The sequence below is a fragment of the uncultured Aquimarina sp. genome, assembly GCF_947492405.1.
Taxonomy (GTDB): Bacteria; Bacteroidota; Bacteroidia; order Flavobacteriales; family Flavobacteriaceae; genus Aquimarina.
On the sequence record NZ_CANLMP010000004.1, the window covers coordinates 105532 to 132370 of the forward strand.

15 protein-coding genes are annotated in these 26839 nt (G+C 33.4%); 12 read left to right on the plus strand and 3 right to left on the minus strand.

The window, feature by feature from the left end:
• The first annotated feature begins 33 nt into the window (after positions 1–33).
• The 4 genes from Q0829_RS15130 (at position 34) to Q0829_RS15145 (ending at position 5527) form a co-directional block, all read left to right on the plus strand.
• A complete protein-coding gene (locus Q0829_RS15130) occupies positions 34–2031 on the plus strand; it encodes a tetratricopeptide repeat-containing sensor histidine kinase (RefSeq protein WP_298544584.1) in 1998 nt (665 codons plus the stop codon).
• 12 nt (positions 2032–2043) lie between these two features.
• The gene (locus Q0829_RS15135) at positions 2044–2709 is read left to right on the plus strand and encodes a response regulator (RefSeq protein WP_298544586.1); all 666 of its coding nucleotides are present in this window, start codon (positions 2044–2046) and stop codon (positions 2707–2709) included.
• Positions 2710–3199: 490 nt separating this feature from the next.
• Positions 3200–3766, plus strand: coding sequence for a sigma-70 family RNA polymerase sigma factor (locus Q0829_RS15140; protein ID WP_298544588.1), 567 nt, complete (start codon positions 3200–3202; stop codon positions 3764–3766).
• A gap of 237 nt (positions 3767–4003) precedes the next feature.
• Positions 4004–5527, plus strand: a complete 1524-nt coding sequence (locus tag Q0829_RS15145) for a TROVE domain-containing protein (protein WP_298544590.1) — start codon at positions 4004–4006, stop codon at positions 5525–5527.
• A 1260-nt stretch (positions 5528–6787) separates the two neighbouring features.
• Here the strand turns inward: Q0829_RS15145 and Q0829_RS15150 are convergent.
• Positions 6788–11764 (minus strand): fibronectin type III domain-containing protein, encoded by a 4977-nt coding sequence (locus tag Q0829_RS15150; RefSeq protein ID WP_298544592.1) that lies wholly within the window; start codon positions 11762–11764, stop codon positions 6788–6790.
• Positions 11765–12211: 447 nt separating this feature from the next.
• On the opposite strand from Q0829_RS15150, the gene Q0829_RS15155 reads away from it, so the two are divergent.
• The gene (locus Q0829_RS15155) at positions 12212–12850 is read left to right on the plus strand and encodes a hypothetical protein (RefSeq protein WP_298544595.1); all 639 of its coding nucleotides are present in this window, start codon (positions 12212–12214) and stop codon (positions 12848–12850) included.
• Between the two features lie 68 nt (positions 12851–12918).
• Here Q0829_RS15155 and Q0829_RS15160 read toward each other — a convergent pair whose 3' ends face one another.
• Positions 12919–15396 (minus strand): SIR2 family protein, encoded by a 2478-nt coding sequence (locus Q0829_RS15160; RefSeq protein ID WP_298544597.1) that lies wholly within the window; start codon positions 15394–15396, stop codon positions 12919–12921.
• 132 nt (positions 15397–15528) lie between these two features.
• Here Q0829_RS15160 and Q0829_RS15165 point away from each other — a divergent pair, with 132 nt between their 5' ends.
• The 4 genes from Q0829_RS15165 to Q0829_RS15180 all read left to right on the plus strand — a co-directional run bounded on the left by Q0829_RS15165 (position 15529) and on the right by Q0829_RS15180 (position 18991).
• Positions 15529–16923, plus strand: coding sequence for an RtcB family protein (locus Q0829_RS15165; RefSeq protein ID WP_298544600.1), 1395 nt, complete (start codon positions 15529–15531; stop codon positions 16921–16923).
• Between the two features lie 223 nt (positions 16924–17146).
• A complete protein-coding gene (locus Q0829_RS15170) occupies positions 17147–17287 on the plus strand; it encodes a hypothetical protein (RefSeq protein ID WP_298544601.1) in 141 nt (46 codons plus the stop codon).
• A 93-nt stretch (positions 17288–17380) separates the two neighbouring features.
• Complete coding sequence (locus Q0829_RS15175) at positions 17381–18043, plus strand: hypothetical protein (protein ID WP_298544604.1); 663 nt, start codon at positions 17381–17383, stop codon at positions 18041–18043.
• Between the two features lie 66 nt (positions 18044–18109).
• On the plus strand, positions 18110–18991 hold the full coding sequence (locus Q0829_RS15180; protein WP_298544606.1) for an aldose 1-epimerase family protein: 882 nt from the start codon (positions 18110–18112) through the stop codon (positions 18989–18991).
• A gap of 62 nt (positions 18992–19053) precedes the next feature.
• On the opposite strand, the gene Q0829_RS15185 is transcribed toward Q0829_RS15180, so the two are convergent.
• Positions 19054–20184 (minus strand): DUF6569 family protein, encoded by a 1131-nt coding sequence (locus Q0829_RS15185; RefSeq protein ID WP_298544608.1) that lies wholly within the window; start codon positions 20182–20184, stop codon positions 19054–19056.
• A gap of 203 nt (positions 20185–20387) precedes the next feature.
• Between Q0829_RS15185 and Q0829_RS15190 the strand changes: the two genes are divergently transcribed.
• The 3 genes from Q0829_RS15190 to Q0829_RS15200 all read left to right on the plus strand — a co-directional run bounded on the left by Q0829_RS15190 (position 20388) and on the right by Q0829_RS15200 (position 26814).
• Positions 20388–21077: a DUF2064 domain-containing protein gene (locus Q0829_RS15190; protein WP_298544610.1), complete on the plus strand. Its 690-nt coding sequence runs from the start codon at positions 20388–20390 to the stop codon at positions 21075–21077.
• Positions 21078–21328: 251 nt separating this feature from the next.
• A complete protein-coding gene (locus tag Q0829_RS15195; protein ID WP_298544612.1) occupies positions 21329–24463 on the plus strand; it encodes a carboxypeptidase regulatory-like domain-containing protein in 3135 nt (1044 codons plus the stop codon).
• A 959-nt stretch (positions 24464–25422) separates the two neighbouring features.
• Positions 25423–26814, plus strand: a complete 1392-nt coding sequence (locus Q0829_RS15200) for an RtcB family protein (protein ID WP_298544615.1) — start codon at positions 25423–25425, stop codon at positions 26812–26814.
• Positions 26815–26839 lie beyond the last annotated feature (25 nt).

The following is a 26839-nucleotide window of genomic DNA, read 5'->3' on the forward strand; positions in this document are numbered from 1 at the left end:
TTCGTTACTTTAGATTTAAATCTATTAATCACTATGAATATTTGGATAAGAAATTTAATCTTATTTTTAAAACTTTTAGTCTTATCAGTATGCATTACAAATTGTAATCATAGTTCGAAACCCTTTAATTCTAAGGTTATTACATCAAACTCTATTGAGAAAATAATTTCGCAAGCAAGTGATAAAACAAAATCTAAAGAAGAAAGAAAAAAATATCTTGAAGAAGCCTATAGACTAGTTCTATTACTCCCAGAAAATAAATTTAAGAGAAAGACAATTAGTAAAATATCCGGTTGTTATTTTAGTATTAAAGATTATGATAAAGCTGAATTTACAAATAAAAAAATGCTTGAATTATCTCTTAAAATTAAAGACTCATTTGGGATAGCAATATCCTATAATAATTTAGGTATATACAATAGACTAAGAAAAACATTTGATAGTGCATATTACTATTTCAATAAAGCAGAAAAAATTCACAGTTATTTTAATAAAGGAAGTTCATATATTAGTAGCAACCATGCTTTTGATCACGGCTCAACTTTAATTGAACTTGCAAAATTATCAAGAAAAGTGAAAGATTATAGTAATAGTGAAGATCTAACAATTAAAGCTATTCAAAAATTTAAATTATCCAAAAACCTAGAATATATTCCTTTATCGTACAACAATTTAGGTATTATCTCAAAGCAATTAGAAAGGTATGAAGATGGAATAAAATATCACAGAAAGGCAATGGAGTATGCTAGAAACACAAATAAAGATACCCTATATAAAGCTATTTCATATAATAATATAGGTACAGCTTATAAATCTCAAAAGAGATTTGATAAGGCAATAGAATATTACAAAAAAGCTTTATCATTTAATTATTTTTTAAGTAGTAGACCTAAAAGATATGCTCGCTATATCGATAATCTGGGATATGCGAAATTTCTTGCTAATAAAACTAATGACAGTGCTTTCTATTTATTTAACAAAGCCTATAAAATACGAGATAGTATTGACAATATAGTTGGCCTATCAACAAGCTACCTACATTTAGCAGAATATCATCAATCAAAAGGGGATAATAATTTATCAAAAGATTTTGCAGAAAAAGCAAAAGATGCTGCTATCACAATAAATGAAAATGTAGAACTCCTACAAGCCTATGATTTATTGGCGCAAGTTTCTCCACCAGAAGAAGGACGAAAATATGCAATGAAATATATTAAGTTAAATGATAGTTTAAACAAAAGAGATAATTTGTTTAGAGATAAGTTTGCGCGTATCCGTTTCGAAAGTGAAAATCTGGAAAAAGAAAATGAACAGAAAAGTAAGGAGATTAAAGACGTTCAAAACCAAAATACCATCTATCTTCTTGGGTTATTATTACTAGTTACATTTATTGCATTTTTGATCTACTTTTCCAGACAACGAACTCGATATCTGGCACAACAAAATAAAATTGTAGAATTCCAGACAGCCTATGAAACCGAAACTCGTATTTCTAAACGTTTACACGATGAAATAGGTAATGATATTTTTCAGGTGATGATGCAATATCAAAACGATCCACACGATCCACAAATCACTAAAAAACTTAATACTGCTTATACCAAAGCCAGAGATATCTCTAGAGAAAATAGTGAGTTCGAGGTAGATGAAACCTATCTAGAAGAATTGACGGATATGTTGACCAATTACACCAAAAACAATATCAAACTTATTCTTAGAGGTATAGAAAAAATTACCTGGGATACCGTAGATAAAAATCTAAAAATTACCATCTACAGGGTTTTACAAGAACTCATGACTAATATGCAGAAGCATAGTCAGGCAGATTTGGTAGCCATTGTGTTTAAAAATGAAAAGAACAAATTAACCATAAAGTACTCTGACAATGGCGTCGGTATCCAAAAAGAAGAAATAAAATCAAAAAATGGACTCCGCAATACGGAAAAGCGTATTCAAGCTATTAATGGAACTATTATCTTTGACTCAGAAAAAGACAAAGGCTTTAAAGCTGAGATTAAAATCCCGTGTTAAAAAGGATCAAATATGTTTACAAAAGTATTGGTAGCAGAAGATTATGAAATTGCCAATCAAGGTATTGTAAAAGTACTGAACGATGCAGTTGGAATTTACAACATCCACGAAGCTCAGTATTGCGATGATGCATATTTAAAATTTAGAAAAGCACATCAGAGTGAAGAACCGTTTGAGTTGCTAATTACCGATCTTTCTTTTAAAGAAAATCATAAAGTACAAACCAGAACTTCTGGTATAGAACTCATTCAGGATATTCGAAAAATACAACCTGATATCAACATAATTGTATATTCTCAAGAAAGCCGACCTGATAAGATTAATATGTTATTCCAAAAACTCAATATAAACGGCTATGTATGCAAAGGTCAGCATGCCATAAAAGAACTAGTACACTGTATTCAAGGCGTATATAAAGGAAATATTGTACTCCCTCCAGAAGTAAAAGATGCAAATCAAGATAACATCATCAATCTAGATGATTTTGACATCATGCTTTTAGAAGAACTGGCGCTTGGGTTTACCAAAAAAGAAATTGTTCAAAAATTAAAAAAACAAAAAATCTCTCCCAATAGCGAAAGCACCATCGACAAAAGAGTCAGTAAACTTTTTGATGATTTCAAAGCCAAAAACACTACACACTTAGTGGCTATCGTAAAAGATTTAGGGTTGTTGTAACATATGCTTTTAATTAATCCATTGGATAGTATCGTTTCGTCTTGTTATGAGATAAGACTCAGGTGATAGTTTTTATATAAAAACCCCTCATCCTAACCTTCTCGCAATGGAAAGAAGTTAGAAAGCCTCCCTTTTGAAAACTGAATTCGATGTAAGAAAATTTACGTTAATCAGAGTGTTCGCCTCAGTCGGATGTATTGAAGACAAGTAAGTTTTGAAGCGAAAGCCTTTAGATTGAACTGAGGCTTAAAAAAATCTATCTAGCTCATTTTATGACTTCATTTCTATAATACACTCTAAACGAGATCTAAATAAACCATCAAAAGCTGTTTTTATAACTTTTTTTCAAAAAAATTCCCTCCGATTACGGAAATCTGTAAGGAGTTCAGCCGTAGCAGAAGTATGTTTGTACTATCAAAAAAAAGTAGCATTGTATTTAAATATTCTAGTCAAAAAACGAATAGTATAAACAAAAAAAGTAACGGGAAAAATGAATACAGATCAAGCAATTATATCCGGGATTATGAAAGGGGATGAACGGGTATTAAAAGTTTTTTATCGTGATAACATTAGATATATTCAGGGATATATTCTTCGAAATTATGGAAGCATTGAGGATGTAGAAGATGTTTTTCAAGATGCATTGGTAGTTTTATATCAAAAAATAAAATCAGGTATTTTAAAGATAAGCGTTCCTTTAAAAACTTATTTTTATGGAATCTGTAAAAATATTTGGAGAACTCGATTACGCAAAAAACAAAAACTCGTTGATGACGAAACCAAATTATCGAATAAAGAACAAATAACAGATTCTATTGTCATTGAAATCGAAAACAAAGATCGAGAACATCTCTACAGAAAGCACTTCCAAAAACTAAGTAGTGACAACAAAAATTTAATGCTTCTTTATTTTGAAGGAAAATCTGCCAAAGAAATTTCCCAAATAACCGGATATACTGAGGGATATACCAGAAAAAAGAAATTTGATGTCAAAAAACAACTATTAACTATGATTGAAAAAGATCCGTTATATAGTGAATTAAGAATCACTGCATAATAATGAATAGTACTATTTTCATTAAAATCAAATATTTAAAAATTAAAAAACCAGGTTCCGATCTGGTTTTTTAGTTTGACTACCATATGTACTAAATATTTTTTAATCATTTACCGATTGAAACACATCTATTTTCATAAAAAAAATGAAAAAATTCATTTTATTTTTAACTACGCAAAAACAATGCGTAATAGCATGAAACATTTGCAGAGTAATTAACAACAAAATGAGAATAAGATGAAATTTAATGTATTTACAAAATCAAAAAATGAGGTAAAAAATTATCAAGGTGCAAAAGCATTTAGATTATCTCCTAAAATGGAATTGTACACAGCTGTTGTTAATTCTAGTTTAGAAAAAACAAATTATGAATCTGGAAACGACAGATTAAAGAGAATCATAAAGCTAGTCCAGAAAAACGATCCATATTTCGTAGCGCAACTTGCTATATATGCAAGACAAAAAATGTATCTAAGATCTATTCCTATTGTTTTGGCAGTAGAGTTATCAAAGATTCATAGTGGTGATAATTTGGTGAGTAAAACCGTAAATGGTGTAATCCAAAGAGCTGACGAAATTACTGAGCTTTTAGCATACTATCAGGTTGCTAACCAAAGAGAAGGTACTAAGAAACTGAATAAGCTTTCTAAGCAAGTTCAAAAAGGTATTGTAATGGCATTAAACAAGTTTGATGCATATCAGTTTGCTAAGTATAATAGAAAAACAGAGGTGACTTTTAAAGATGCAATCTTTTTAACACACCCAAAACCAAAAGATGATTTACAACAATCAATTTTTGATAAGGTGATTAATGACACCTTAGAAGTTCCTTATACATGGGAAGTGGAATTATCTACTTTGGGGCAGCAAAAATTTGCCAATGATATCGAAAAGCAAAAAGCTTTTACTGCAAAGTGGGAAGCACTAATCGATAGCAACAAATTAGGGTACATGGCGCTAATGAGAAACTTAAGAAATATTCTTGAGGCTGAAGTGAGTCATGCGCATATTGCTATGATCGTTGATATACTAACAGATGAAGGTAAAGTGAAAAGATCGAAACAATTACCTTTTAGATTTATGGCAGCGTATCAAGAATTATCTGCTACTAAATCTTCATATACGGCATATGTTTTAGATGCTTTAGAAAAAGCAATCCAAATCAGTGTTATTAATATGAAAGGTTTTGAATTAGATACCAAAGTAGTTGTTGCTTGTGATGTATCTGGATCGATGATGCAATCTATTTCTAGGAATAGTAAGATACAAGCTTACGATATCGGATTAGTTCTAGGTATGTTGTTGCAAAACAAATGCAAAAATGTGATCACAGGTCTTTTCGGAGATCGATGGAAACAATATGTATTACCAAAAGGCGCCATATTATCCAATGTGATGAAGCTAAAAAGAATTGAAGGTGAAGTTGGATATTCTACAAATGGTTACAAAGTAATTCAAAGTCTGAATAACAAAAGAACCAAAGTAGATAAGGTGATGATCTTTACAGATTGCCAATTATGGAACAGTGGTCATTATAACTCGGATGCTCATATTGAGACTGAGTGGAAGCAATATAAAAATATTGCACCAAATGCCAAATTGTATATCTTCGATCTAATGGGATACAATAGTACACCATTACAAGTTGAGAAAAACGATGTATATCTAATTGGTGGTTGGAGTGATAAAGTTTTCGAAGTGCTAGATGCATTAGAAAACGGAACATCAGTAATTAAATATATAAAGGAGCAATCCTTATAAGCACAAGCTCACATCAAAAAGTGGTGTGAGCTTATCATAAAGTTCTTTGAAAATCTTATTAAAAACAAGTGCCGTAGAAAAGGGTTACTTCGTAACTATAACGGTCCTAAGGTAGCGTATCACGAGCAATCGTGTGAGCGAAGCTGGGTTAAAAACCAGCAGGGTGAAAGCATTTTATGCGCACATCTCTCTGAGATCTCGAATCACCGGTTCACTGTCCTACGGGATAAGAACGGCGCTCTAATAAAGAGCATATCCCTTTTCGTTTTTCGCCTTGTTTAAAAAAATAAAAAAGTAAGTGTCGTAGAAAAGTACTACTTCGTTTTCGGATATTGGGGTCATGGGTTCGAGTCCCATTCCGTCCAGGCGGATAGCTCAGATAGGTTAGAGCACAATACATAACATACTTTTCGTTTCTTACCTTACTTAATTAAAAAACATTTTTTATTCTCTGGAAAATAAAGTGTCGTAGACTAGTGTTACTTCGCAGGTTCGACTCCTAATTCCTCCACAATCATAACACAACAAATATCATGGGGGAATTACGCTCAATTTGGTGAGCAAGATTCACTAATCGCTTTTTACCTTTATCTAAAAAAGAGAATACTAATAAAAAAGAGTGTCGTAGAAAAATGTTACTTCGATTCAGGTTCCGGTAATGTAGGTGCAACTCCTACCCTCGCAAGAGGTCGTCTAATAGTAGGACGCCGTTATAGTCGTTTTTCGAGTGTTACCTCTTTTAATAAAATAGTAAAATAAAAAAACAAGTGCCGTAGATAAAAGTTACTTCGCACTTTTAATGCCGGTGTTGCGGGTTCGAGTCCCGTCTCTTCCACTAAATACAATAATAATTAGGGAGAGTAGCTCAATTGGTAGAGCACGTATAACGTCTTTTATCGTTTTTTGCCTTGTTTCATCATAAAATAAAAAAGAGTGTGCCGTTTTATAATCATACTTCGCTTATTGGTTAGTTTAATTATGGGTTCGAATCCCATCGACAAAAAATTGATTATACACTTATTGCCATTCTATTTTAGAATAAAACATAAATAAATTTAGTCATAATACCGTAGTAATAACATACTTCTTTATAAGAAAGGGGGGAGGATTAGTTCTTAGAAACCTCACAAAGCTCGACTCCGGACAAACAATGCTCTAGTTATTATGTTTTTTACTTATTACTTAAAATATTTACAAAAAGAAAACCAGGTCAAGACCTGGTTTTCTGCATTAAAACACATTCATTGGTAATGAATAAACTTATCTCTTTATAAATTGAGATATAATTTCTTTGCTGTTTTTGGTAGCTACCCTAATAATATAAACCCCTTGAGGTAAACGCTGTACATTAATACTATTATTAGATACTACACCTTTATCTACTAATTGACCAGCTACACTCATAATAGTATAGTTTATAGTAGACTTCATAGAAGTATTAAGATATAATACGTTTTCACTAACTGGATTTGGATAGAATGTTACCTCAAATAATTCTGATCCATCAATCGAAGAGTTAGTAAATTCGTCATTAACAGCAGTAGTTCCCGAAGTACTTAATGACACTGCATCAACAGCCATATCTCCTTGCCAGGAGTTTCCTGATGTTCCTACATAACGTAATTGCATACTATCCCCGACATAACTATCCAAATTTACAGTAGCTGTATTCCAAGCATTTCCTTGAGTTCCAGATCTACTCCATACTTCAGTCCAAGTAATTCCATTATCACTACTTGCTTCTAATTTTAGTTCACCAACTGCATTTCCTGTCATATGGTATCTAAAACCAAAAGTGGCAGATGCTGCACTACTTAAATCAAAACAAGGTGAATTCAAAATCGTAGTTCTATTCGGGTTATTTGGATTAGAGGTTTCTACATAAACATAGAAAGTACCTTCATCTGCAGAAGATGGTCCTGTATTATTAGATGGGGTTCCTCCTGATCTACGGATCCAATCAAAATCATCTCCTGATCCTTGCGACCAACTTCCAAATCCTCCTTCAAAACCTTGGTTATATGGAAAAGAAGCAATTCCGCCTGTACATCCGTTACCGGCTGTAGTTCCATCTGTAGATAGAGAAATACGATCTACTGCCATATCTCCTTGCCAAGAGTTTCCAGAAGTTCCTACATAACGTAATTGTAAGCTAGCTCCTGCATAACTATCTAAATTAACATTGGCAGTATTCCAGGCATTTCCTTGAGTTCCAGATCTACTCCATACTTCAGTCCAGGTAGTTCCATTATCACTACTCGCTTCTAATTTCAATACTCCAACCGCATTACCAGTCATATGGTATCTAAAGCTATAGTCTGCAGATGTTTCACCACTTAAATCAAAACAAGGTGAATTCAAAATAGTTGTCCTATTCGGATTATTTGGATTAGAGGTTTCTACATATACATAAAAACTGCCTTCATCTGCTGACGATGGTCCTGTATTGTTAGATGGTGTTCCTCCCGATCTACGAATCCAATCAAAATCATCTCCTGATCCTTGTGTCCAGTCTCCGAATCCTCCTTCGAATCCTTGATTATACGGAAATGAGGTAATTCCTGCTGTACAACCATTTCCTGTACTACCGGTAGTCGTGACATTTGCAGTATTACTATCCGCAGATTCATTTCCTGCTGCATCTTTAGCTCTTACTATAAAAGCATAAGAAGTATTTGCTGTCAGACCAGTTGCTGTATAGTTTGTAGTTGTTACGGTAGTAACTAAAGTTCCATCTTGATAGACATCATATCCTGTAACACCCACATTATCTGTAGCTGCTGTCCAGCTTAAATCTGTAGTAGTTTGTGTTGTATTAGTTCCTGTTAAATTCGTAGGTGCTGTCGGCGCCGTAGTATCTGCCGTTGATCCTGTAAATAAAGAAATACGATCTACTGCCATATCTCCTTGCCAAGAATTTCCGGAAGTTCCTACATAACGTAATTGCATAGAGCTTCCCGTATAACTATCTAGGTTAACAGCTGCGCTATTCCATGAATTTCCTTGATCACCAGATCTACTCCAGATAGATGTCCAAGTTGTTCCATTATCACTACTCGCTTCTAGTCTCAGTTCTCCAACTGCATTACCTGTCATATGATACCTAAAACTATAATCTGCGGTTGTCTCTCCACTTAGATCAAAACAAGGCGAATTCAAAATCGTAGTTCTATTCGGGTTATTCGGATTAGAGGTTTCTACATATACATAAAAGCTACCTTCATCTGCTGCGGATGGTCCTGTATTATTAGATGGTGTTCCTCCAGATCTACGAATCCAATCAAAATCATCTCCTGAGCCCTGTGTCCAGTCTCCAAATCCACCTTCGAATCCTTCATCATACGGAAATGCTGTAATTCCACCAGAACATCCACCACCGCCTGTAGTTCCTGATGTAGTAATAGCAGCTATATTACTATCCGCAGATTCATTTCCAGCTGCATCTTTTGCTCTAACTACAAAACTATATGAAGTATTTGCGGTCAAACCTGTTACATTATAACTCGTTCCGGTAACTGTAGTAACTACTACTCCATCCTGATACACATCATATCCGGTAACACCTACATTATCAGTAGACGCTGTCCAACTTAAATCTGTAGTCGTTTGGGTAGTATTGGCAGCCGTTAAATTAGTTGGAACGGATGGCGCTGTTGTATCCGAAGTACCGTTTGCAGTAAACGAACCTGTAAATACTCCTCTTCCATAAGTAGAAGCTATTATTTTATTATTATTGTCGTCACCATTTATAGCCCAATAATCAAAAGAAGTTACGCTAGCATCACTCATTCCATTTTGTGATTGATTCCAAGTTGGGTTAGCTGCATCAAAATTAGTAGTTACCCATACTCCTAATTGTGTTCCCACAATTACTTCATTTCTATCCAATGGGTTTTGTAACATATCTCTTACTGGAATATCTGGTAGATCCCCTTCTTTGCTTACCCAATTTGCTCCCGCATCAGAAGAATACCAAACGCTTGTTACCCCATAATTATGCATAGTTACCATAATATCATTCGCTGTTTCTCCTAATCTAACCGAAGACACAGATCCTACAAACGGCGTTGCTATTTCTGACCAGTTGGCAGAACCAACACCCACATTGGTTAGTCGTAACATTTGTCCAGTAGCAGTACCCACATACCAAACATTATTTTCGAAAGGAGAAGGAGTTAATGCTGTTGGTTTGCTTGTTAATAAAGCATTGGTAATATTGGTATTAGAATTAGCCGCCACATTAATTGTTTTAATTGCAAAACTAGATCCTGCTGATGCATTTGTTAGCATGAAATTAGCATCACTATCATACCCCATTTGATTCACAAAATCACCAGTGGATTGATCACTAACTAAGGTAGTTGCTCCTCCTTGTCGTCTTCCTCTTCCATCCCAAGGAAGGTTAAATCTATAGATAACATTCCTAACGAAGGTTGCTGTCATATATTGACCATCTTTATCTACAAAAGTGTAAAAACCATCTCCATCGGATAGTTCTTCAGATCCATTAATTCCTGGGACAGTATTTCTAAAGGCTTGTGAACCGTTATCTTGTGCTCCCGCTGTAAAAATCCCTGAAGTATCTCCTGCTCCATCAGGTCCGATACCCGCTTTTACATATTGAGTCACATTATAGTTATTATTTCGAGCACCAAAAACATTAGAATTTTGAGCAGTCGATAAACTATTTGCATAATAAACACCTCCATCAGTACCAAAAATTGCCTGATTAGAATTCCCTGGTCTAAATGTCATAGCATGTTGATCCGCATGAACCAAAGAAACTGGCAATCCAGCTAAACCTGGATTGTTAGACCATTTAGAAATCTGACCCCAACTATTACCACTATTTGCAGATCTAAACAGATCAATCCCTCCCACGTAAACAATATCATCATTTGTAGGATCCGCTTCAATCATTAAATCATAAAATGCTTGTCCTCTAGTAAAGTCATTTGCAGAAATCCCATTGTCTGCATCATTTGGTAATGCGGTTTCAGTTACCGATCCAAATTTATTCGTAGTTCTATAAATATGCACCGGAGTATTTCCACTTCCTTGAGTCAATGCGTATAATTTATTAGCATCGGTTGTAGAAACTTCAATTTCTACTCTATTAGAATCATTTAATGGTGAACCTGCTGCTTCTGTCCAGGTTGCCCCATTGGTAGAACTAAACACTCTACCTCCACCTGCTCCACCTATTCCTGGCGTCGTGATCGTTCCCATCCATAATGTATTATCCGCACCGATTTCAAAATCATTGGGAATAAAGAAGTAATCAGCTCCACTGAAAACGAAGCTCATATTTGTTGATTCAATTCTATTCCAGGTAGCACCGTTATCTATCGATCTGTACAATCCTGCAGTTTGCAACCCTAACCAATTTGTTGGGTTTGCCGCATCTCCATATACGTGCGCTCCTACCCCTACAAAAAGTTCTGTACGATTCTGTGCGATATTATTCCAAGCTAAAATATCATTTACATAAAAAATACCTGAAAGAAATAAGTTACTGGCATTAAAATCAAAACTTCCAGCTCCTGCAGGAGGAATCGCCAATGATTGCCAACTTGTCCCTCCATCAGTAGAACGATAAATTCCACTACCGACTACGTCACCTGCTGTATATTGCTCTCCTGTACCTAAATACCAAATGTTAGAATCTCTAGGATCCACTGTAATAGATGTTACAGATAAATTCCCAGGTACATTCTGTACACGACTCCATTGAGAAGTAGATGAGGTAATATCATTATTTACCCATAAACCTCCACTAACACCACCAGCATATACGCGCCTATTAGAAGAATCATTAGGGTCAAACATTATGGCCCTTGTTCTACCTCCTATATCGTTAGGACCTCTCTCAATCCAAGGATTATTAGCATCATCACCAGGAGCTCTTTTAGACAAGCCTCTCTTTAGCATCTCTTGAGTCTCATAAATTTTTTCTGGTTCTGTTCTTCCGGTTGCAGGATTAATAGATAATTCCCACAATTGTTCAAAATACTTATTCGGAGGAAGCCCTTGCGCTTTTCTTTCCGCCCTAGTCATTTTTAGTGTTTCTGTAAAGGGACTTTTGTTCAAAAAATCTTTGTGTTGATCTCTCAAACTTGTTATTTCATTTTTTTCTTTTCTTTCAATACTTTTCTCTCCGGAGAAAATCATGAAACCGATTGGTAGCGCCACTAAACCAAAGGCTAGTAACGCATAGTGAGTAATTTTTCTTTTCATTTTTAGTTAAAAATTTAGTTATTATTTAATTTTTTAGCATCTTTTTTTACAATTATACAATAAAATTAAATAATAGGGCAATTTCCCTTAAATAAAAGGGATTTTTCCCCTAATTGATTTATGTGGATATTATTTTATTTTAGTTAATTAATTAAAAAATTCTTAGTTTTTTAAAAGCCTTACAGTAATAAAACAACTCATAATGAAAAAACCCTAATATTTTATTACCTATAAAACATAGTATATTACCCATAATCTACACTTCCGGCATTAAGAAACGTTGTTTCAAAACTCAGCTCTATTCTATTTTTAGTGATTTTATTTGCTGAACATAAAGAATAATTTCACCAGCTATAATTACTTAGTTTTATTTCTAATAAGCTATCTATAATAACTTTGAACCCAAGAAAAATTTACCTATTATTATACCTCTAAAACCAATCAGCTATGAAAAAAATACCACTCCTATTGCTTTCAATCTTGTTTATGATATCCTGTAAAGATGAGCAAAAGCAAAAAACAAGTGATACAGAAAACGAAACAGAATCTGTTCAAAACAACAACAGCAACGATCTTAAAACGGATAGTAAAAATCCGATTAATCCAAGTGTTAAACTTACTAGCCTTGATTTAGCTTTAGAAGTAGAAAATTTTATTACCTGCAAAAAAACGGCTACCGAACGAAATGACTGTAGAAACAGTATTACCAAAACAATTTCAAAAGCGTTTGGACTTACTGAATTTAGTGACCCAAAACTAGGTTATGTAGTGTACGATAGTATACGTCCAATTGCGGAAAAATCTAAAAACTGGTTACAATTAGGGGCGGTGGACCAGAAAAATATAGATATGGCATTAGCGCATACCAACAGAGGTGGCTTATCCTTAATCATCGACACTGCAGAAACATATGGTCACGTAGTTATGATCGTTCCCGGAGAAAGTAAAAAATCGGGTTCTTGGGGTATGAAACTTCCTAATGTATTATCATTGACTAATTATAAACCAGAAAAATCATTTAGTAATAAATCGCTGTCTTACGCCATGAAGAAAAGCGAAGATTTGAAAGTTTATATAAGACAATAAAAGTAATGTATTATTCATTATCCTCAATTGACTATTTTCATTTGAGGATTTTTTTTGAATAAAAACAATTAAGTATTTGATAATATCCTTTCTAAATCAATATCCTTTAATAATTCTCCCCACTTAGGGTTGGATTTAATATAAACAATATCTATTTTATTTTCTTCAACATAAGCTTTCAGATAATTAAATGCTTTGGACCTATTTTCATTTTCTAATAGTAATAAAATTAAATCCGAAATAGCATCTCTTCTATTAAGAAAAGAAAAATTACTAAACTCAGGAACAGATATTACTTCTTCATATTTCTGAATGCTTTTTACAAAAAGTTCTTCACTTTTGTTCAATCTAGCTAAACATTGAATTGCAGCTCCCCAATTTATATAACTCTTATAATTCAATGGATTTAAAATAGTAGCTTCTTTATATTTTTGAATACAATCAAGATACAAAGATTCATCTTTTTTTTGTAGAGCTAAGTCTTGAAGTGCTTTCCCCCAATTAAAAAATACCGCATCATCATTAGGATTTAATTTTGATGCCTCGTCGTATTTGGTAAAGCATTGTTCAAATTTATTTTTATCTCCAGTTAACAATGCAAAATCGTGATATGAAGCCCCCAAATTAAGAAATATTAAATGATCATTAGGTTCAATTCTTACTGCCTTATTAAATTTTTCAAAACACTCTAAGAAGAGTTTTTCATCCTTTTTAAACCTTGCATAATCTAACAAAGCAACTCCCCAATTCATATAAACCACGTGATCATCCGACACTAAATTGGCAGCTTTTTGAAATTTCGCAAAGGAATCAAGAAAAAATACCTCACTCTTTTTTAGAATAGCTAAATTATGCATTGCCCCGGCCCAATTAAGATATATCTGATAATTATTTTTATCAATACTTTCGGCTAAAACGAATTTATCAAAACTATCATTAAACAAAGAAAAATCCTTCTTTCTTGAAGCGAGTTGTTCAATCGCTACACCCCAATTTATATATATTAAACTATCATTTGGATTTATATTTTCAGCTTTTTGGAACTCTGCAAGACTTGTTTTGAGAAGGTGTTCATTATTTTCCAACAAAGCTAAGCTCAGCATCGCTGAACCTAAATTCAGATTAGCCGAGTAGTTTTTAGGATCAATCTCCAAAGCTTTGCGGAATTTATCAAAGCTCTCAGTATGCAAAACTTTACTTTTTTTAAGCTTGGCCAGGGTAAATATCGCTATACCCCATTCACAGTAAACAGAGGAATTATCCCCCAACAAAGCAGCTTCTTCATACTTCTGAAAACTTTGCTCATAAATCTCTAAATCATTTTTAAACTTTGCAAGATCAACAAGTGCAGTTCCCCAGTTTTGAAAACTAATACTACTTGATTCCAATTTAGTGGCAATTTCATAAAAACCACAACCTTTTTCTACTTGTTTATAGTTGTTATTTTGTCTCCCCAAAGAACAAAATGCACTTCCTAGATTATGAAAGGAATTACTATTTTCGGGATATAGCTCAATTGATTTTTCATATTGCTCAATTGCTCTTTTAAAATCTGATCTCAATTGAAATATTACCCCTTCGGAAAAATATTTAAGCCCTTCCCTTTTTAAAATTTTATCTTTATCCGCATTAAGGTTTTTTAGGTATTCTAATTCCCGCTGTGCTTCACTTAACTGATTCCTCAATCTATGTTTTTCTGTTTTTTCTTGCAGTTTATGTGTCTTTTTTGCTTCAAGTAAAGAATCTATAATCTCATTAATTTCATTAAAATTATCTATAGGAATTGGATTTAAAAAATCGAGAGAACTATCTAAAACTTCTTTCGTAATTATGAAGTGCTGCTGATTATAATCTCCTTGGATTCTTTTTATTTCCGAAAAAATTGTGTTAATCTGATGATCTCCCATTCCACAACCAATAAAAAGAACAGTTTTATTATAAATCAAATTCTTTAACGAGATAAGCACATGTTCAGCATTTCTATCTACGCTTTCATAAAGTTTTTTATAATCAGAAGAAAACAAAACCATAGTCTCTGCATCTTCATAACAACCATGTAGTTTAAATAGGAGTGGACTTTCAGTTTTTTTTAATTTCGTTAATTCAAAATGCTTTCCTGTATAAGCTTTATTTTTCCTCAAATCTGGGTTTGTCAATTCAAAAGCTGTATCATAATTTGTTGTAACAATTATGTTTGAAAGTTGAAGTATTTTTTTGTGTGAATCAAAATCATTACTTTCATCTAAATCAAAGAAAGATTTAGCAAAATCCATAATTTTAATTTTGGGTAATAAATGATTTTTTTCAATAAGATTTAGTACTTCTATAGGGTCATATCCATCTTCATCTATTAATGGAATTAAATTCTTAACATTATAACCTTGTAATTTTAATTCTTCCAATATTTTGGAAACCATGTTTCCCCAGCCTTTTATATATTCACCTTTTTTATTAACTAAATTAAACGAAAGACCTGCCCCGACAAATATCACCAATTCATTGTTTTTTATAGCTTCTATCAAAAGGGGTGAAATATCTTTTTCCAATCGTTTAGTTTTTATATTTGAAAATATGAAGGTTAATTTAGTGAATAAATTAGTATTTATTATAATTAATTTTAACTACGCAAAACTATTGCGCAATATCATCTCATCTTTGCTTCATTAATTAGAAAAACAATGAAAAATAAAATTAACATTACAGGAAAGACATTGATTGATTTAGGATTCAGATCTGGGAAATGGTTTCCAGAAGCAATTGCACATATCAATACACATCAATTAGCTGATGAAGCAATGCACGCATATTTAGAACAATATAAAATGCCTCCTATCCAGGAATTATATAATACTCCGATAGATTTCAAAATCAATATCAAAGCTGAGAATGAGCTAGAAGAAGATAATGTTACTTCGGTAATTACTTCTATGGAAACGCTTATGAAGACACCAACGGTTGTAAACGGTGCAGTGATGCCTGATGCTTGTCCATCTGGTCCAAAAGGAACTATTCCTGTTGGTGCTGTGGTAGTTGCCAAAAACGCCATTCATCCAGGAATGCATAGTGCCGATATCTGTTGCTCTGTGATGTTAACTGATTTTGGTAAAACAGATCCTAAAAAGGTTTTAGATGCTGCACACGCCAGCACACATTTTGGACCTGGAGGAAGACCAAGAGGGCAACAGTATAAGTTAACCGATGAATTATTAGTTGAATTCAAATCTAATTTCTTTCTGAAAGAAGATAAAGATATCAGTATGGCCAGAGAACATCTGGGGACACAAGGAGACGGTAATCATTTCTTATTCGTTGGTACATCTGCAAAAACAGGAAACACCATGATGATTACACATCACGGATCTAGAGGTGTAGGTGCCAGATTATATAAAAAAGGAATGCATATTGCCGATAAGTTCAGAAGAGATATTTCTCCAGATACTTTAAAACAAAATGCCTGGATTCCTTTTGAAACAGAAGAAGGGCAGACCTATTGGTCAGCATTACAAACCATCAGAAAATGGACAAAATTAAATCATGAAGTAATTCATAACGCAACTTTAAAAGCATTGGAGATTGAAGCCGAAAACAGATTCTGGAATGAACATAATTTTGTCTTTAAAGAAGGTGATTTGTTTTACCATGCAAAAGGTGCTACTCCACTAGATGCGAAGTTTATGCCAGATATTACGGGACCAAGATTGATTCCGCTAAATATGGCGGAACCGGTATTGATCGTAGAAGGTGCAACCACAAATAACAACCTTGGATTTGCTCCTCATGGAGCTGGTAGAAATATGAGTAGAACACAACATAAAAGAAATAAAGAAGGACAAACTAGAGAAGAAATCTTTGAGATCGAAACCAAAGGTCTGGATGTTAGATTCTACTCTAAAGAAATCGATATTTCTGAATTGCCAAGTGCTTATAAAAATGCTGCAACCGTGAGAGATCAAATGTCAGAATTTGGTTTAGGAACAGTGATTGATGAAGTGATGCCTTATGGATGTATCATGGCTGGAGATTTTAGTATCAATGCTCCTTGGAGAGTGAAGAGAAGAAATAGAAATAAGTAATGAAAGAGTCTGAACTGAAATCTAATCTTTGTTAAACAAACATACATCCCCAACCCTTCCTTCGAAGGAAGGTAGCTCAAAAGTCCCTCTTCGAAAGCCTGTCCGCCAATTAGGGAGGAAGGGATTTAGGGAGATGTTTACAATAAAAATTACTTAAAATGCAAATTAAAAAAGGAACCCTGTATTAAGTTTTTAACTTAAAATTTAATACAAATGAAATCTTATGACAACAAGAAATTTTACAATTACAAAACAAGTCATAAAAGAAAAAAGAGAACCAAAAGTGCCAAAATCTGGTGGAAAAGTAATTCTTGGGAGTATCGTAGATATTTACGAAGAAAACATCGTAATCAATGTAAAGTAATTCTTCGTAGAAAAATGGAGGGTGAGAATATTGAATTTCCATTGTATAAAAAGACACTTTGGTGGGAAGCCTAAAAGAATTTGGAAACAAAAAATGAATTTATTTGAAACCATCCAAAACAGCACTCAATTCCTTTCAGATTCCTGGAAGGAACAGTATGCTGGTTTTTTACAAGAAGAACATCTTCAGGATTTTTCTAAAAACCTAGAAAACTATCATCAGTTTGGAGTTCCGGATATCCATCCGCTACCACATTTTGATGAAGAGGTAATTCCTACAATAGCAGAAGCTTTTAAAAATTTCGAAGCATTATTAGCTGATAAAAATACAACACCAAAAGATTGGGCAAAAACTATAGAAACAACTCCATTCGAATATCTTTTGATTCTTATAGGACAACGATGGACTTCAGCCACCTTAAAAAACGAGCAAGCAATCCCTCCATTAAAAGAAACATTATTAGATAGCTGTTTCACTCCTTTTAATAATCAAATCTGTATTGCTACCAGAGCTTGGGAAAAGCATATCGGAAGATCAGAAGATCATTTTTGGGGAGAAATGAAAGGCAATCCAACGGAAAAAGAAGAAAAAGTAAGAAAACGTATTTTAGAAATCATAGAAAATAAAACGTGGTGGAATATTTTCTATCACTACAAACATGAATTTGTATACGAGATTCGGGTTCCAAGCGGGCATGGAATAAGATGGAATGCTACAGGAACAAGGTTGATTGGGTTTTTAGAACCTTTTTTATAAGTTGATATACTTTAGCTACTTCTTTCTTTACTTTTGCAATAACTACTAATCAATCATAATACATATATGATCCATACCATAGAAAATGATCAACTTATTGTTCGTATTGATACTACAGGAGCAGAACTCACAAGTATCAAAACCAAAAAAGATAACAAGGAATTTTTATGGCAAGGAGATCCAGCTATATGGGCAAGTCAGGCGCCTGTGCTATTTCCAATTATTGGTGGACTAAAAAATGGAATGTATACTTACAAAGGAAAAAGTTATTCATTGCCAAAACACGGATTTATACGATATAACAAAAATGTTATAGGGACTCAGAATTCGAAAACTAAGGCTTCATTCTCTCTATCTTCGTCAGAAGAAACCTTGAATAGTTATCCATTTGAATTCAGTTTTACTATTAGCTATGAACTTATCAATAATCAGCTACTTGTTTCTCATAACATAAGTAATAAAGGTTCAGAAACCATGTTTTTTTCAGTTGGAGGGCATCCCGCTTTTAATTGTCCTTTAGATTCTTCTGAAGCGTATGAAGATTATTATATCAAGCTAGAAAATGTTGATGATACTCAAAGTTACCAATTAAGCGATAAAGGACTTATATCTAATAATACTGTTTCTGTAATAGATAATCATAAAATTTGGCTTACTGATACTCTTTTTGATAAGGATGCTTTAATTTTCAAGAATATCGATGCAAAAAAAGCAACCCTTATTCACAAAACCAATGGACCAATATTATCGATGGATTTTAATGACTTTCCGGATCTTGGTATTTGGGCAAAACACAAATCACCATATGTCTGTATAGAACCTTGGTTAGGATATGCAGATCTAGAAGAAACATCACAAAACATCGAAGAAAAAGAAGGGATCCAAAAACTTGATGAAGGAAAAACACATAACAGCAGCTACACAATCACCATAACCGATTGTAGATGATATGAAGCCAATATTGCTATTTTATAATCCAGACTTCAATACAACTAAAGATAGCTACACACCTAACGATTGCGCTGTTGTATTCTTCTGTAGGGAAGATCTTCTTTAGATTGAGCCGCATTTGTCTTTTCATTTTTCATATAACTTTTATGGATCCATCTTTTTTTATCCGCATCTTCAGTAGTAAAAACGATATTTCCTTTGTTATTCTCAACTGTTCTGAAATTGGTTGTTTTATTAATGTTTTTAACCACACCTTTATTTTCCGTTTTAACCGCATCCATAAATGTTGTTACATCCGTTACTGTACAAGCCTCATAATCTTTATCATTTTGTTCGCTAATAGCTTCAACTATAACTGATTCTAATATTTTATCCCACAAACTCTTAAAAAGACGTTGATTATTATAGATCTCTACTCCGTAAACTTCTCCATTAATTACGTATGCATATCCAATTGTATTGTCCTTGGTTATTAAGCTCTTAAGTTTATTATAATATTCTTTTTTTGCACTATCCAATTCATCACTCTCTAGTGCTAATTGCAAGCTCGTATTAGATGCGTTATTGGCTACATTTACTGTTTTTCCATTTTTTCTGGAAAGGTTATCGTTTAAACGATGTTGCTGTTCCGATACTTTTCCCCAAACCTTACTCTGATTTTTTTCGTGTCTTGCAGCAAGTTTTAATTCTCTCGATGATAACATTTTGGTATTAGAGGCAAAAGAAGAAAGCGTTTCGTTACCACGTTGTCTCCATCTGCCTTGTTCTACACAAAAACTTTGTAATGCTACATTCTTAGCTTTTGGAGGAATAATTACATCATAACTTATTGTTCTATCCTGTTTCCCTCCTTTTACAATATCTCCAGAATGAATAAATATATAATCATCGCTATTATTATCCAATAGCAATTGATTTACATTTCCCGTTTCTTTTACTGTCACTTCTCTTGTGTTCATTGCTTCAGATAAGGTTTTATAAATATCACCAGCTATTTTTTCTTCACCTGTAATCATAAATAGCGTTAGATTCTGAACACGTATTCCTTCCTTAATTTTAATTCCGTCTGTAATCTGTTCATTACCTGAATCATCAGTAATCTTTTGGTTTTCTGAAACTTGGATCTTTTTGAAACCAAATAATAGAATACAAATACTAAAAACGGGTAAAATAATTGAGTATGCCTTCATGACTGTTTTTTTTTTCAAAAGTATCTAGTTGAATGACAATCCTCAATACGTATCGAGTGAGATGACCTTTTCATTTAGGGAATCACTTTTACGGTTGAGGCAACTCCTAAAAGAAACGCATTAAAAAAATAATCCACATTCTTTTGTAAGTTTTATTTCTTTATCTTGACTGAGTATGACGATTAATACCTTAAAGAACATCTTTGATCTGTAATAAAAAAAATATTGCAATTCTAGTTTTTGCACTTTCGCGAGAAGAAGAAATTAAGAGAAAACCTTTTCTAAAAAACAGTTCATTACAATCAGATCTTACTGCTCAAGCACTTTCTATAGTTGAAAAAACAGGATTAGATTACTTTGTATATAATGAGCAACAACAATCAGGAACTGGTTTTGGAGAACGTTTTTCTAATGCGATTAATGATATTTATAAGAAAGGGTATCACGCGGTAATCACGGTAGGAAATGATACTCCAAACCTGAATAATATACATTTACTAAAAGCAGTTGAAACTTTACAAAAAGGACACTCCGTAATTGGCCCTTCTTATGATGGAGGGTTCTATCTTTTAGGAATTCATAAAGAGGCTTTTCATAAAAAAGAGTTTGCCAAATTTTCCTGGAACACTGCTAACGTAAGAAAGGATCTTTACACCTATCTCGAATCTTATAATAAATCTTTTTCTCAATTAGATTTTTTATACGATTTGGATCATTTTTCGGATATCATAAACATATACAAGACACTTCCATTTTTATTAAAAAAACTACGAAGTGTATTACAAAGAATACTTCGTACAGAAGATAAAACAACTGATGCAACACAAGTGTTTTTATCAAGTATTTTCTCAAGAATATATTACAACAAAGGATCTCCTAGTCTTACACAATAGTATATAACAGGATATTCATTACATATCCAATACTCCTATTTAATTAACAACAATACGAATTATCCTATGGAAATTGTGCATTGATGCGCTTACATCATTTTTGAGCGTTTCGATAAACGGTTTCTTATATGGTTAATGATACGCTCAACTATATTTTAATTTATGAAATGAGCCATAAAAACTTGTTGGTACCAACCGAGAAGATTATTGGCGAATTCCATCTGACAATTAAAAACAATACATACAAACAGATGAAACTATTTCTTAAAATCATTTTTATTTTTTTTACTCCCTATTTCATCATTTCTCAAGAAACTACAGGAACGCTTCAGGGTACACTTACAGATGCCGAGAATAACCCGATTCCCTTCGCAACTATTCAATGTATCGATGTTTCTACTAACTATAAATACGGAACTATCTCTGAAGAAAATGGTTTTTACAATATCACCAATCTATCTCCTTCTAATACCTATAGATTACAAATTTCATATGTTGGTTTTCAGACCATCATCGAAGAAAATGTTACCATTCAACTAGGAAATACAACCATTAAAAATTTTGTGTTGTCAGAAGATAGTGTATCCCTAGACGCGGTTGTAGTGACGGGGTCTTCTAAAAATCAAAAAAATGGTAATGAAACCTTACTAGGAAAACGAGAACTTAGAACTACTCCAACTATCAACAGAAGTATTCAGGATCTCACTAAAAATCTAACAGAAAACAACCTTAATTCTTTTGGAGGTGCCAGTAATCGGTTTAACAATCTTAATATTGATGGTATTGCTAATAATGATGTTATTGGTTTTCAGGAACCTGCAAGTGGAGCTGCCGGATCCTCTGCTAATGGAACTCCCGGAAGTCTATCTAGAACACAACCTATTGGATTAGGTGCTATAAAAGAACTCTCTGTAAAATTAGCTCCTTTTGATGTAAGTATTGGTAATTTTAGTGGAGCTAGTATCAATTTGGTAACTAAAAACGGAACCAATACCACAAAAGCGGAAGTATATGGCTATGGAAACAATCAGCTTTTATTAGGTAACTATGCAGATGGAATCAAACAAGAAAGTGCTAATTTTTATGATGTTCAGTTTGGAGGCGGAATCGGTGGTCCAATTATAAAAGATAAATTGTTTTATTATGTTAATGTAGAACAGGCACTTTCTGATAATCCAGTATTAAATGCTCCTGGTAGTGCCACCTCTAATATTTCCTCAGAAGATGTACAATTAATTGCGGATCGCTTAATCTCAGCATATAACTATAACCCTGGTTCTTTTACCGACGCTTCCATTAAAACTGCCAGTACCAAAATATTTGCTCGACTGGATTATAATCTATCAGATCAGCATAAAATTACATTGCGTAATAATTATGTAAACAGTTTTGCAGATAATTTAGAATGGAGTTCTTCTATATTTAATTTTGGAAATCAGGGATATCGTCATAACAGTATAGCCAATAGCTTAGCTTTGGAATTAAAATCTAATCTTACTAATGGAATTACCAACCAACTTACGTTAGGATACAACACTGTAAAAGAAGATAGAGACTTTGATGGTCGGGTGTTTCCGCATATCCAAATAGCATCTAATTCTAGTAATCGCATATTCGCGGGAACCTACCGAGAAGCTTCTGTATATAGTACCGATTTCTCTACACTGCAATTAGCAGATAAAATATCATACACTTCTCAAAAACATACAATTACCGCAGGTGGATTAGCACAATTTCATGATGTGGATTATGGATTTTTATCCGCTTGGAACGGGCGATGGGAGTATCGATCTGTACAAGACTTTTTAGATGATAGACCGAGTCGTGTACGCGGAGTTTATAATATTAATAATAATGATTTTGATTTTGTGACTAGTCAACCATCTGCAACTGTTTCTGTTATAGAAACTGCGTTATACATACAAGATCAATTTAGAATTAACAATCGATTTTCTCTTACTGCGGGTATTCGGCTTGATGCTCAATTTCTACCAAGTGATTTACCCATTAGTCAAGAAGTATTAAATACACCCGAATTTAGTCAGTTTGATAATAAAATTTCTAATGCGCCACAATTTAATCCTAGAATAGGTTTTAATTACTCACTAGATGCGGCTAACAAATATAAATTACGTGGAGGTACTGGATTATTTTCTGGTAGAATTCCATATTTATGGTTTGCCTATGTGGAATATATATCTGGAACAGAATATTTTAATATTGATTTACGACCTACGGATGCAACTCCACTTACCGAAAATCTGGCCGATTTAAGAAGTGTACAACCCAATCTTACTGAAATTAATCTAATTGATAATGACTTTACGTTACCACGAGAATGGAAAACGAATATAGCTTTTGAAGCAAAACTACCTCATCAATGGACAGTACATGTAGAAGGAACTTATACCGAGGTATTAAATGGGTTATTTTTTCAATCCATCAATCGAAGAAATGAACTTGGAAATTTTGCTGGCGCAGACAATCGCCCCTACTTTTTGCAAACTGGTCAGGATATAAAAATCAATCCAAACTTTACCAATGTATTTCTATTAACGAATACAGATAAAGGGTATCGCTATAATATTACTACAAACATCGCTAAAACTATAGGGAATTATAGAGGAACTGTAGGATACACATATGGTAAAAGTAAAGATATCTCCAGTACGGTGAGAAGTTCTCCTGCCGCCAATTTCGAGTGGAATCAGGCTGTTTTTGGAAATGAACCTGCTATTTCTTTTTCTAATTTTGATCTGAGACATAAAATTGTATCTACCCATTCTTATGATATTAATTTTGGAAAAACCAATACCGCATCAATTTCATTTTTATACAATGGTCGTTCCGGAAGTCCATATTCATTTGTATATCAAGGAGATCCTAATCGTGATGGTTCCTCTAGAAATGATCTAATATATGTACCCAGAGACCAATCAGAAATACAGCTAGTAGATATTGTAGACAGTAATGGTATTGTCACTAGCACAGCAAACGAGCAATGGCAACAATTAAATAATTATATCGAAAACAATTCTTATTTAAGAAGCAGAAGAGGTAATTACGTAGAAAGAAATGGAGCAAAAACTCCTTGGAATCACGAATTAGATATGAAGCTACAATATGGAAAACAACTAAGAAATGGACATAGTATCACACTTTCTTTAGATATGCTCAATGTATTTAATTTTATTAATCGTGATTGGGGACGCTTAGTATTCGTGCCTAATGTAGTGAATTCTAGTTTTAGTTTACTCAATTTTGTCGGGATAGAAAATGAACAACCGCAATATCAATTTAATGTCGATCCAGATGAACAACCCTGGAATATAGATTTACAAAATTCAAGGTGGAGAGCACAAATTGGTATTAAATATGGGTTTTAAAAATCATATCTTAAATGAATTCCAATAATGTAATCTTATTCAGAATCGAAATGAATTATTCCTGAAATTTGGAACTTTATACTTAATAATCCCATATTTGCATCTAAATTGAGAACAAAAAAACAAGTTTAAAACATCTATGAATCTATTTTGTACACATAAAAAAGGACGCTATAAAGCTATTTTCGAATCGAAAGCATAGATAAAAACTAGAAAAAGATATATTCTAAAGAGCGTCCAAAAAAATTGGACGCTTTTTTTATGGAATTATTTTCAGAAACTATGAACACCAAATACAATGTTGTTTGAGCGATACTCATAAGAGCTACAGTTAGTTACCCAATTGGTCAATATCCGTTCATAAACGGACAGGGCTTTTTTTGCCTAAAAACAAACTCAACTAATTGATAATCAATTAAATAAATTGAAAAATAATTTGCATACTTAAAAAATAGATTTCATATTTGCACCGCAATACAGCAATGTCACACTGAGCCCTTCAACAAGCTCAGGACAGGCATTGTCGAAGTGTTGCAAAACATAAAATTATAAATCATTAATAACCGAAGTACTATGACCTTTACAGACATATACACAGATACATCAAGAGAACGAGGTTCTTTTATGTATATGCTTCGAGACTTCTATAACTCATAAACTGCTTACAACAGTTTGATATAAAGTCCGAAGCCAGAATAAAGTTTCGGACTTTTTATTTCTAATAACTCTTTGCCTAATTAATTTGGTTTAAAATGAGAGTTAACCATTCCGAAATATTTTATCGAATTATTATTATGTATCGTGTTAGGGATAGAGCGGTTACCCCACAGATGTCACACTGAGCTGCTACACTGAGCTGCTACACTGAGCTTATCGAAGTGCTGTCGAAGTGTTGTCATCGAGGAGTATGAGCGAAAGCCCGATCCGCCGCGGCGGAAAACACCCAAAATTCCAATATCATGGGAAAGAAATTAAGCGGAAAAGACTTAATCAAATTAGGCTTTCCAAAAAACAATAGTATTAATGTGACATTAGGTCAGATTAATCGATATCAAAAAAGAGTAAAAAAAGAACAAATATTAATAGAAGCAAAAAAGGTATTATTAAATCCCGAAGCTTATCAAGGTGATGGCATATGGGGTAAGATTGCTGAAAGTTTACTAAAGCCAGTGGAAATAAAAAAACATGCTTTAAAAACTACTAGGTCATCATTTCAGATCTATGGCGAAAATGAAATCGATGACCAGGCAAAATATCAATTGTATGATGCACTTAAATTACCGGTAGCAGTTGCTGGAGCTTTAATGCCCGATGCACATAGTGGATATGGTTTGCCTATTGGCGGTGTATTAGCTACCAAAAATGCAGTGATTCCTTATGGAGTTGGAGTAGATATCGGATGTAGAATGTGTTTAACGATTTATCCAATTGCTATCTCTTATTTAAAAGGAAAAAAACATCAATTGGAAAATATATTGTCTGAGCACACCAAATTCGGTATGTATGAAACCCATAAAATAAAGCATGATCACGAGATCTTTGAAAGAGAAGAATTTAAGAACATTCCTCTAGTAAAGAGATTAAAAGACAAAGCTTATAAACAATTGGGAACCTCTGGTGGAGGAAATCATTTTGTAGAATTTGGAACTGTAGCTATTACAGATACAGCAAATGAATGGGGACTGGATGTAGGTACTTATATAGGTGTATTATCACATAGTGGATCTCGAGGATTGGGAGCCAATATTGCAAAACACTATACCTATTTAGCAACCAAACAATGTCCATTACCAAAGCATGTGCAGCAATTAGCTTGGTTAGATCTTAGTACGCACGATGGTCAGGAATACTGGTTGGCAATGAATCTTGCCGGAGATTATGCACAAGCATGTCACGATAATATTCACGCTAGAATTGGAAAATTATTAGGATCAAGACCAGTTGCCAAAATTGAAAACCATCACAATTTTGCCTGGAAACAGGAAGTAAACGGCGAGGAGTGTATCGTGCATAGAAAAGGAACAACTCCTGCTGCTAAAGGTGAGTTAGGAATTATTCCGGGATCTATGACAGCTCCAGGATTTATAGTGAGAGGATTAGGAAACCCAGAAAGTTTGCAATCTGCATCCCACGGAGCAGGAAGATTACATTCCAGAAGAAAGTGTAAAGAGAAATTTACTAAGAGTGATATCAAAAAACAATTAAAAGCAAATGATGTTACCTTAATTGGAGGAGGAATTGATGAAGCACCTATGGCGTACAAAGATATTACTAAAGTCATGGCAAATCAGAAAGAACTCGTAGAAGTAGTAGGAACATTTACACCAAAAATTGTACGAATGGATAAGTAATACAATTTGGGCGTTTCCCGCCGCG

Coding starts and splice junctions, on each gene's coding strand:
- Q0829_RS15130 (WP_298544584.1), top strand. CDS start 34: ATGAATATTTGGATAAGAAATTTAATCTTATTTTTAAAACTTTTAGTC.
- Q0829_RS15135 (WP_298544586.1), top strand. CDS start 2,044: ATGTTTACAAAAGTATTGGTAGCAGAAGATTATGAAATTGCCAATCAA.
- Q0829_RS15140 (WP_298544588.1), top strand. CDS start 3,200: ATGAATACAGATCAAGCAATTATATCCGGGATTATGAAAGGGGATGAA.
- Q0829_RS15145 (WP_298544590.1), top strand. CDS start 4,004: ATGAAATTTAATGTATTTACAAAATCAAAAAATGAGGTAAAAAATTAT.
- Q0829_RS15150 (WP_298544592.1), bottom strand. CDS start 11,764: ATGAAAAGAAAAATTACTCACTATGCGTTACTAGCCTTTGGTTTAGTG.
- Q0829_RS15155 (WP_298544595.1), top strand. CDS start 12,212: ATGAAAAAAATACCACTCCTATTGCTTTCAATCTTGTTTATGATATCC.
- Q0829_RS15165 (WP_298544600.1), top strand. CDS start 15,529: ATGAAAAATAAAATTAACATTACAGGAAAGACATTGATTGATTTAGGA.
- Q0829_RS15170 (WP_298544601.1), top strand. CDS start 17,147: ATGACAACAAGAAATTTTACAATTACAAAACAAGTCATAAAAGAAAAA.
- Q0829_RS15175 (WP_298544604.1), top strand. CDS start 17,381: ATGAATTTATTTGAAACCATCCAAAACAGCACTCAATTCCTTTCAGAT.
- Q0829_RS15180 (WP_298544606.1), top strand. CDS start 18,110: ATGATCCATACCATAGAAAATGATCAACTTATTGTTCGTATTGATACT.
- Q0829_RS15185 (WP_298544608.1), bottom strand. CDS start 20,184: ATGAAGGCATACTCAATTATTTTACCCGTTTTTAGTATTTGTATTCTA.
- Q0829_RS15195 (WP_298544612.1), top strand. CDS start 21,329: ATGAAACTATTTCTTAAAATCATTTTTATTTTTTTTACTCCCTATTTC.
- Q0829_RS15200 (WP_298544615.1), top strand. CDS start 25,423: ATGGGAAAGAAATTAAGCGGAAAAGACTTAATCAAATTAGGCTTTCCA.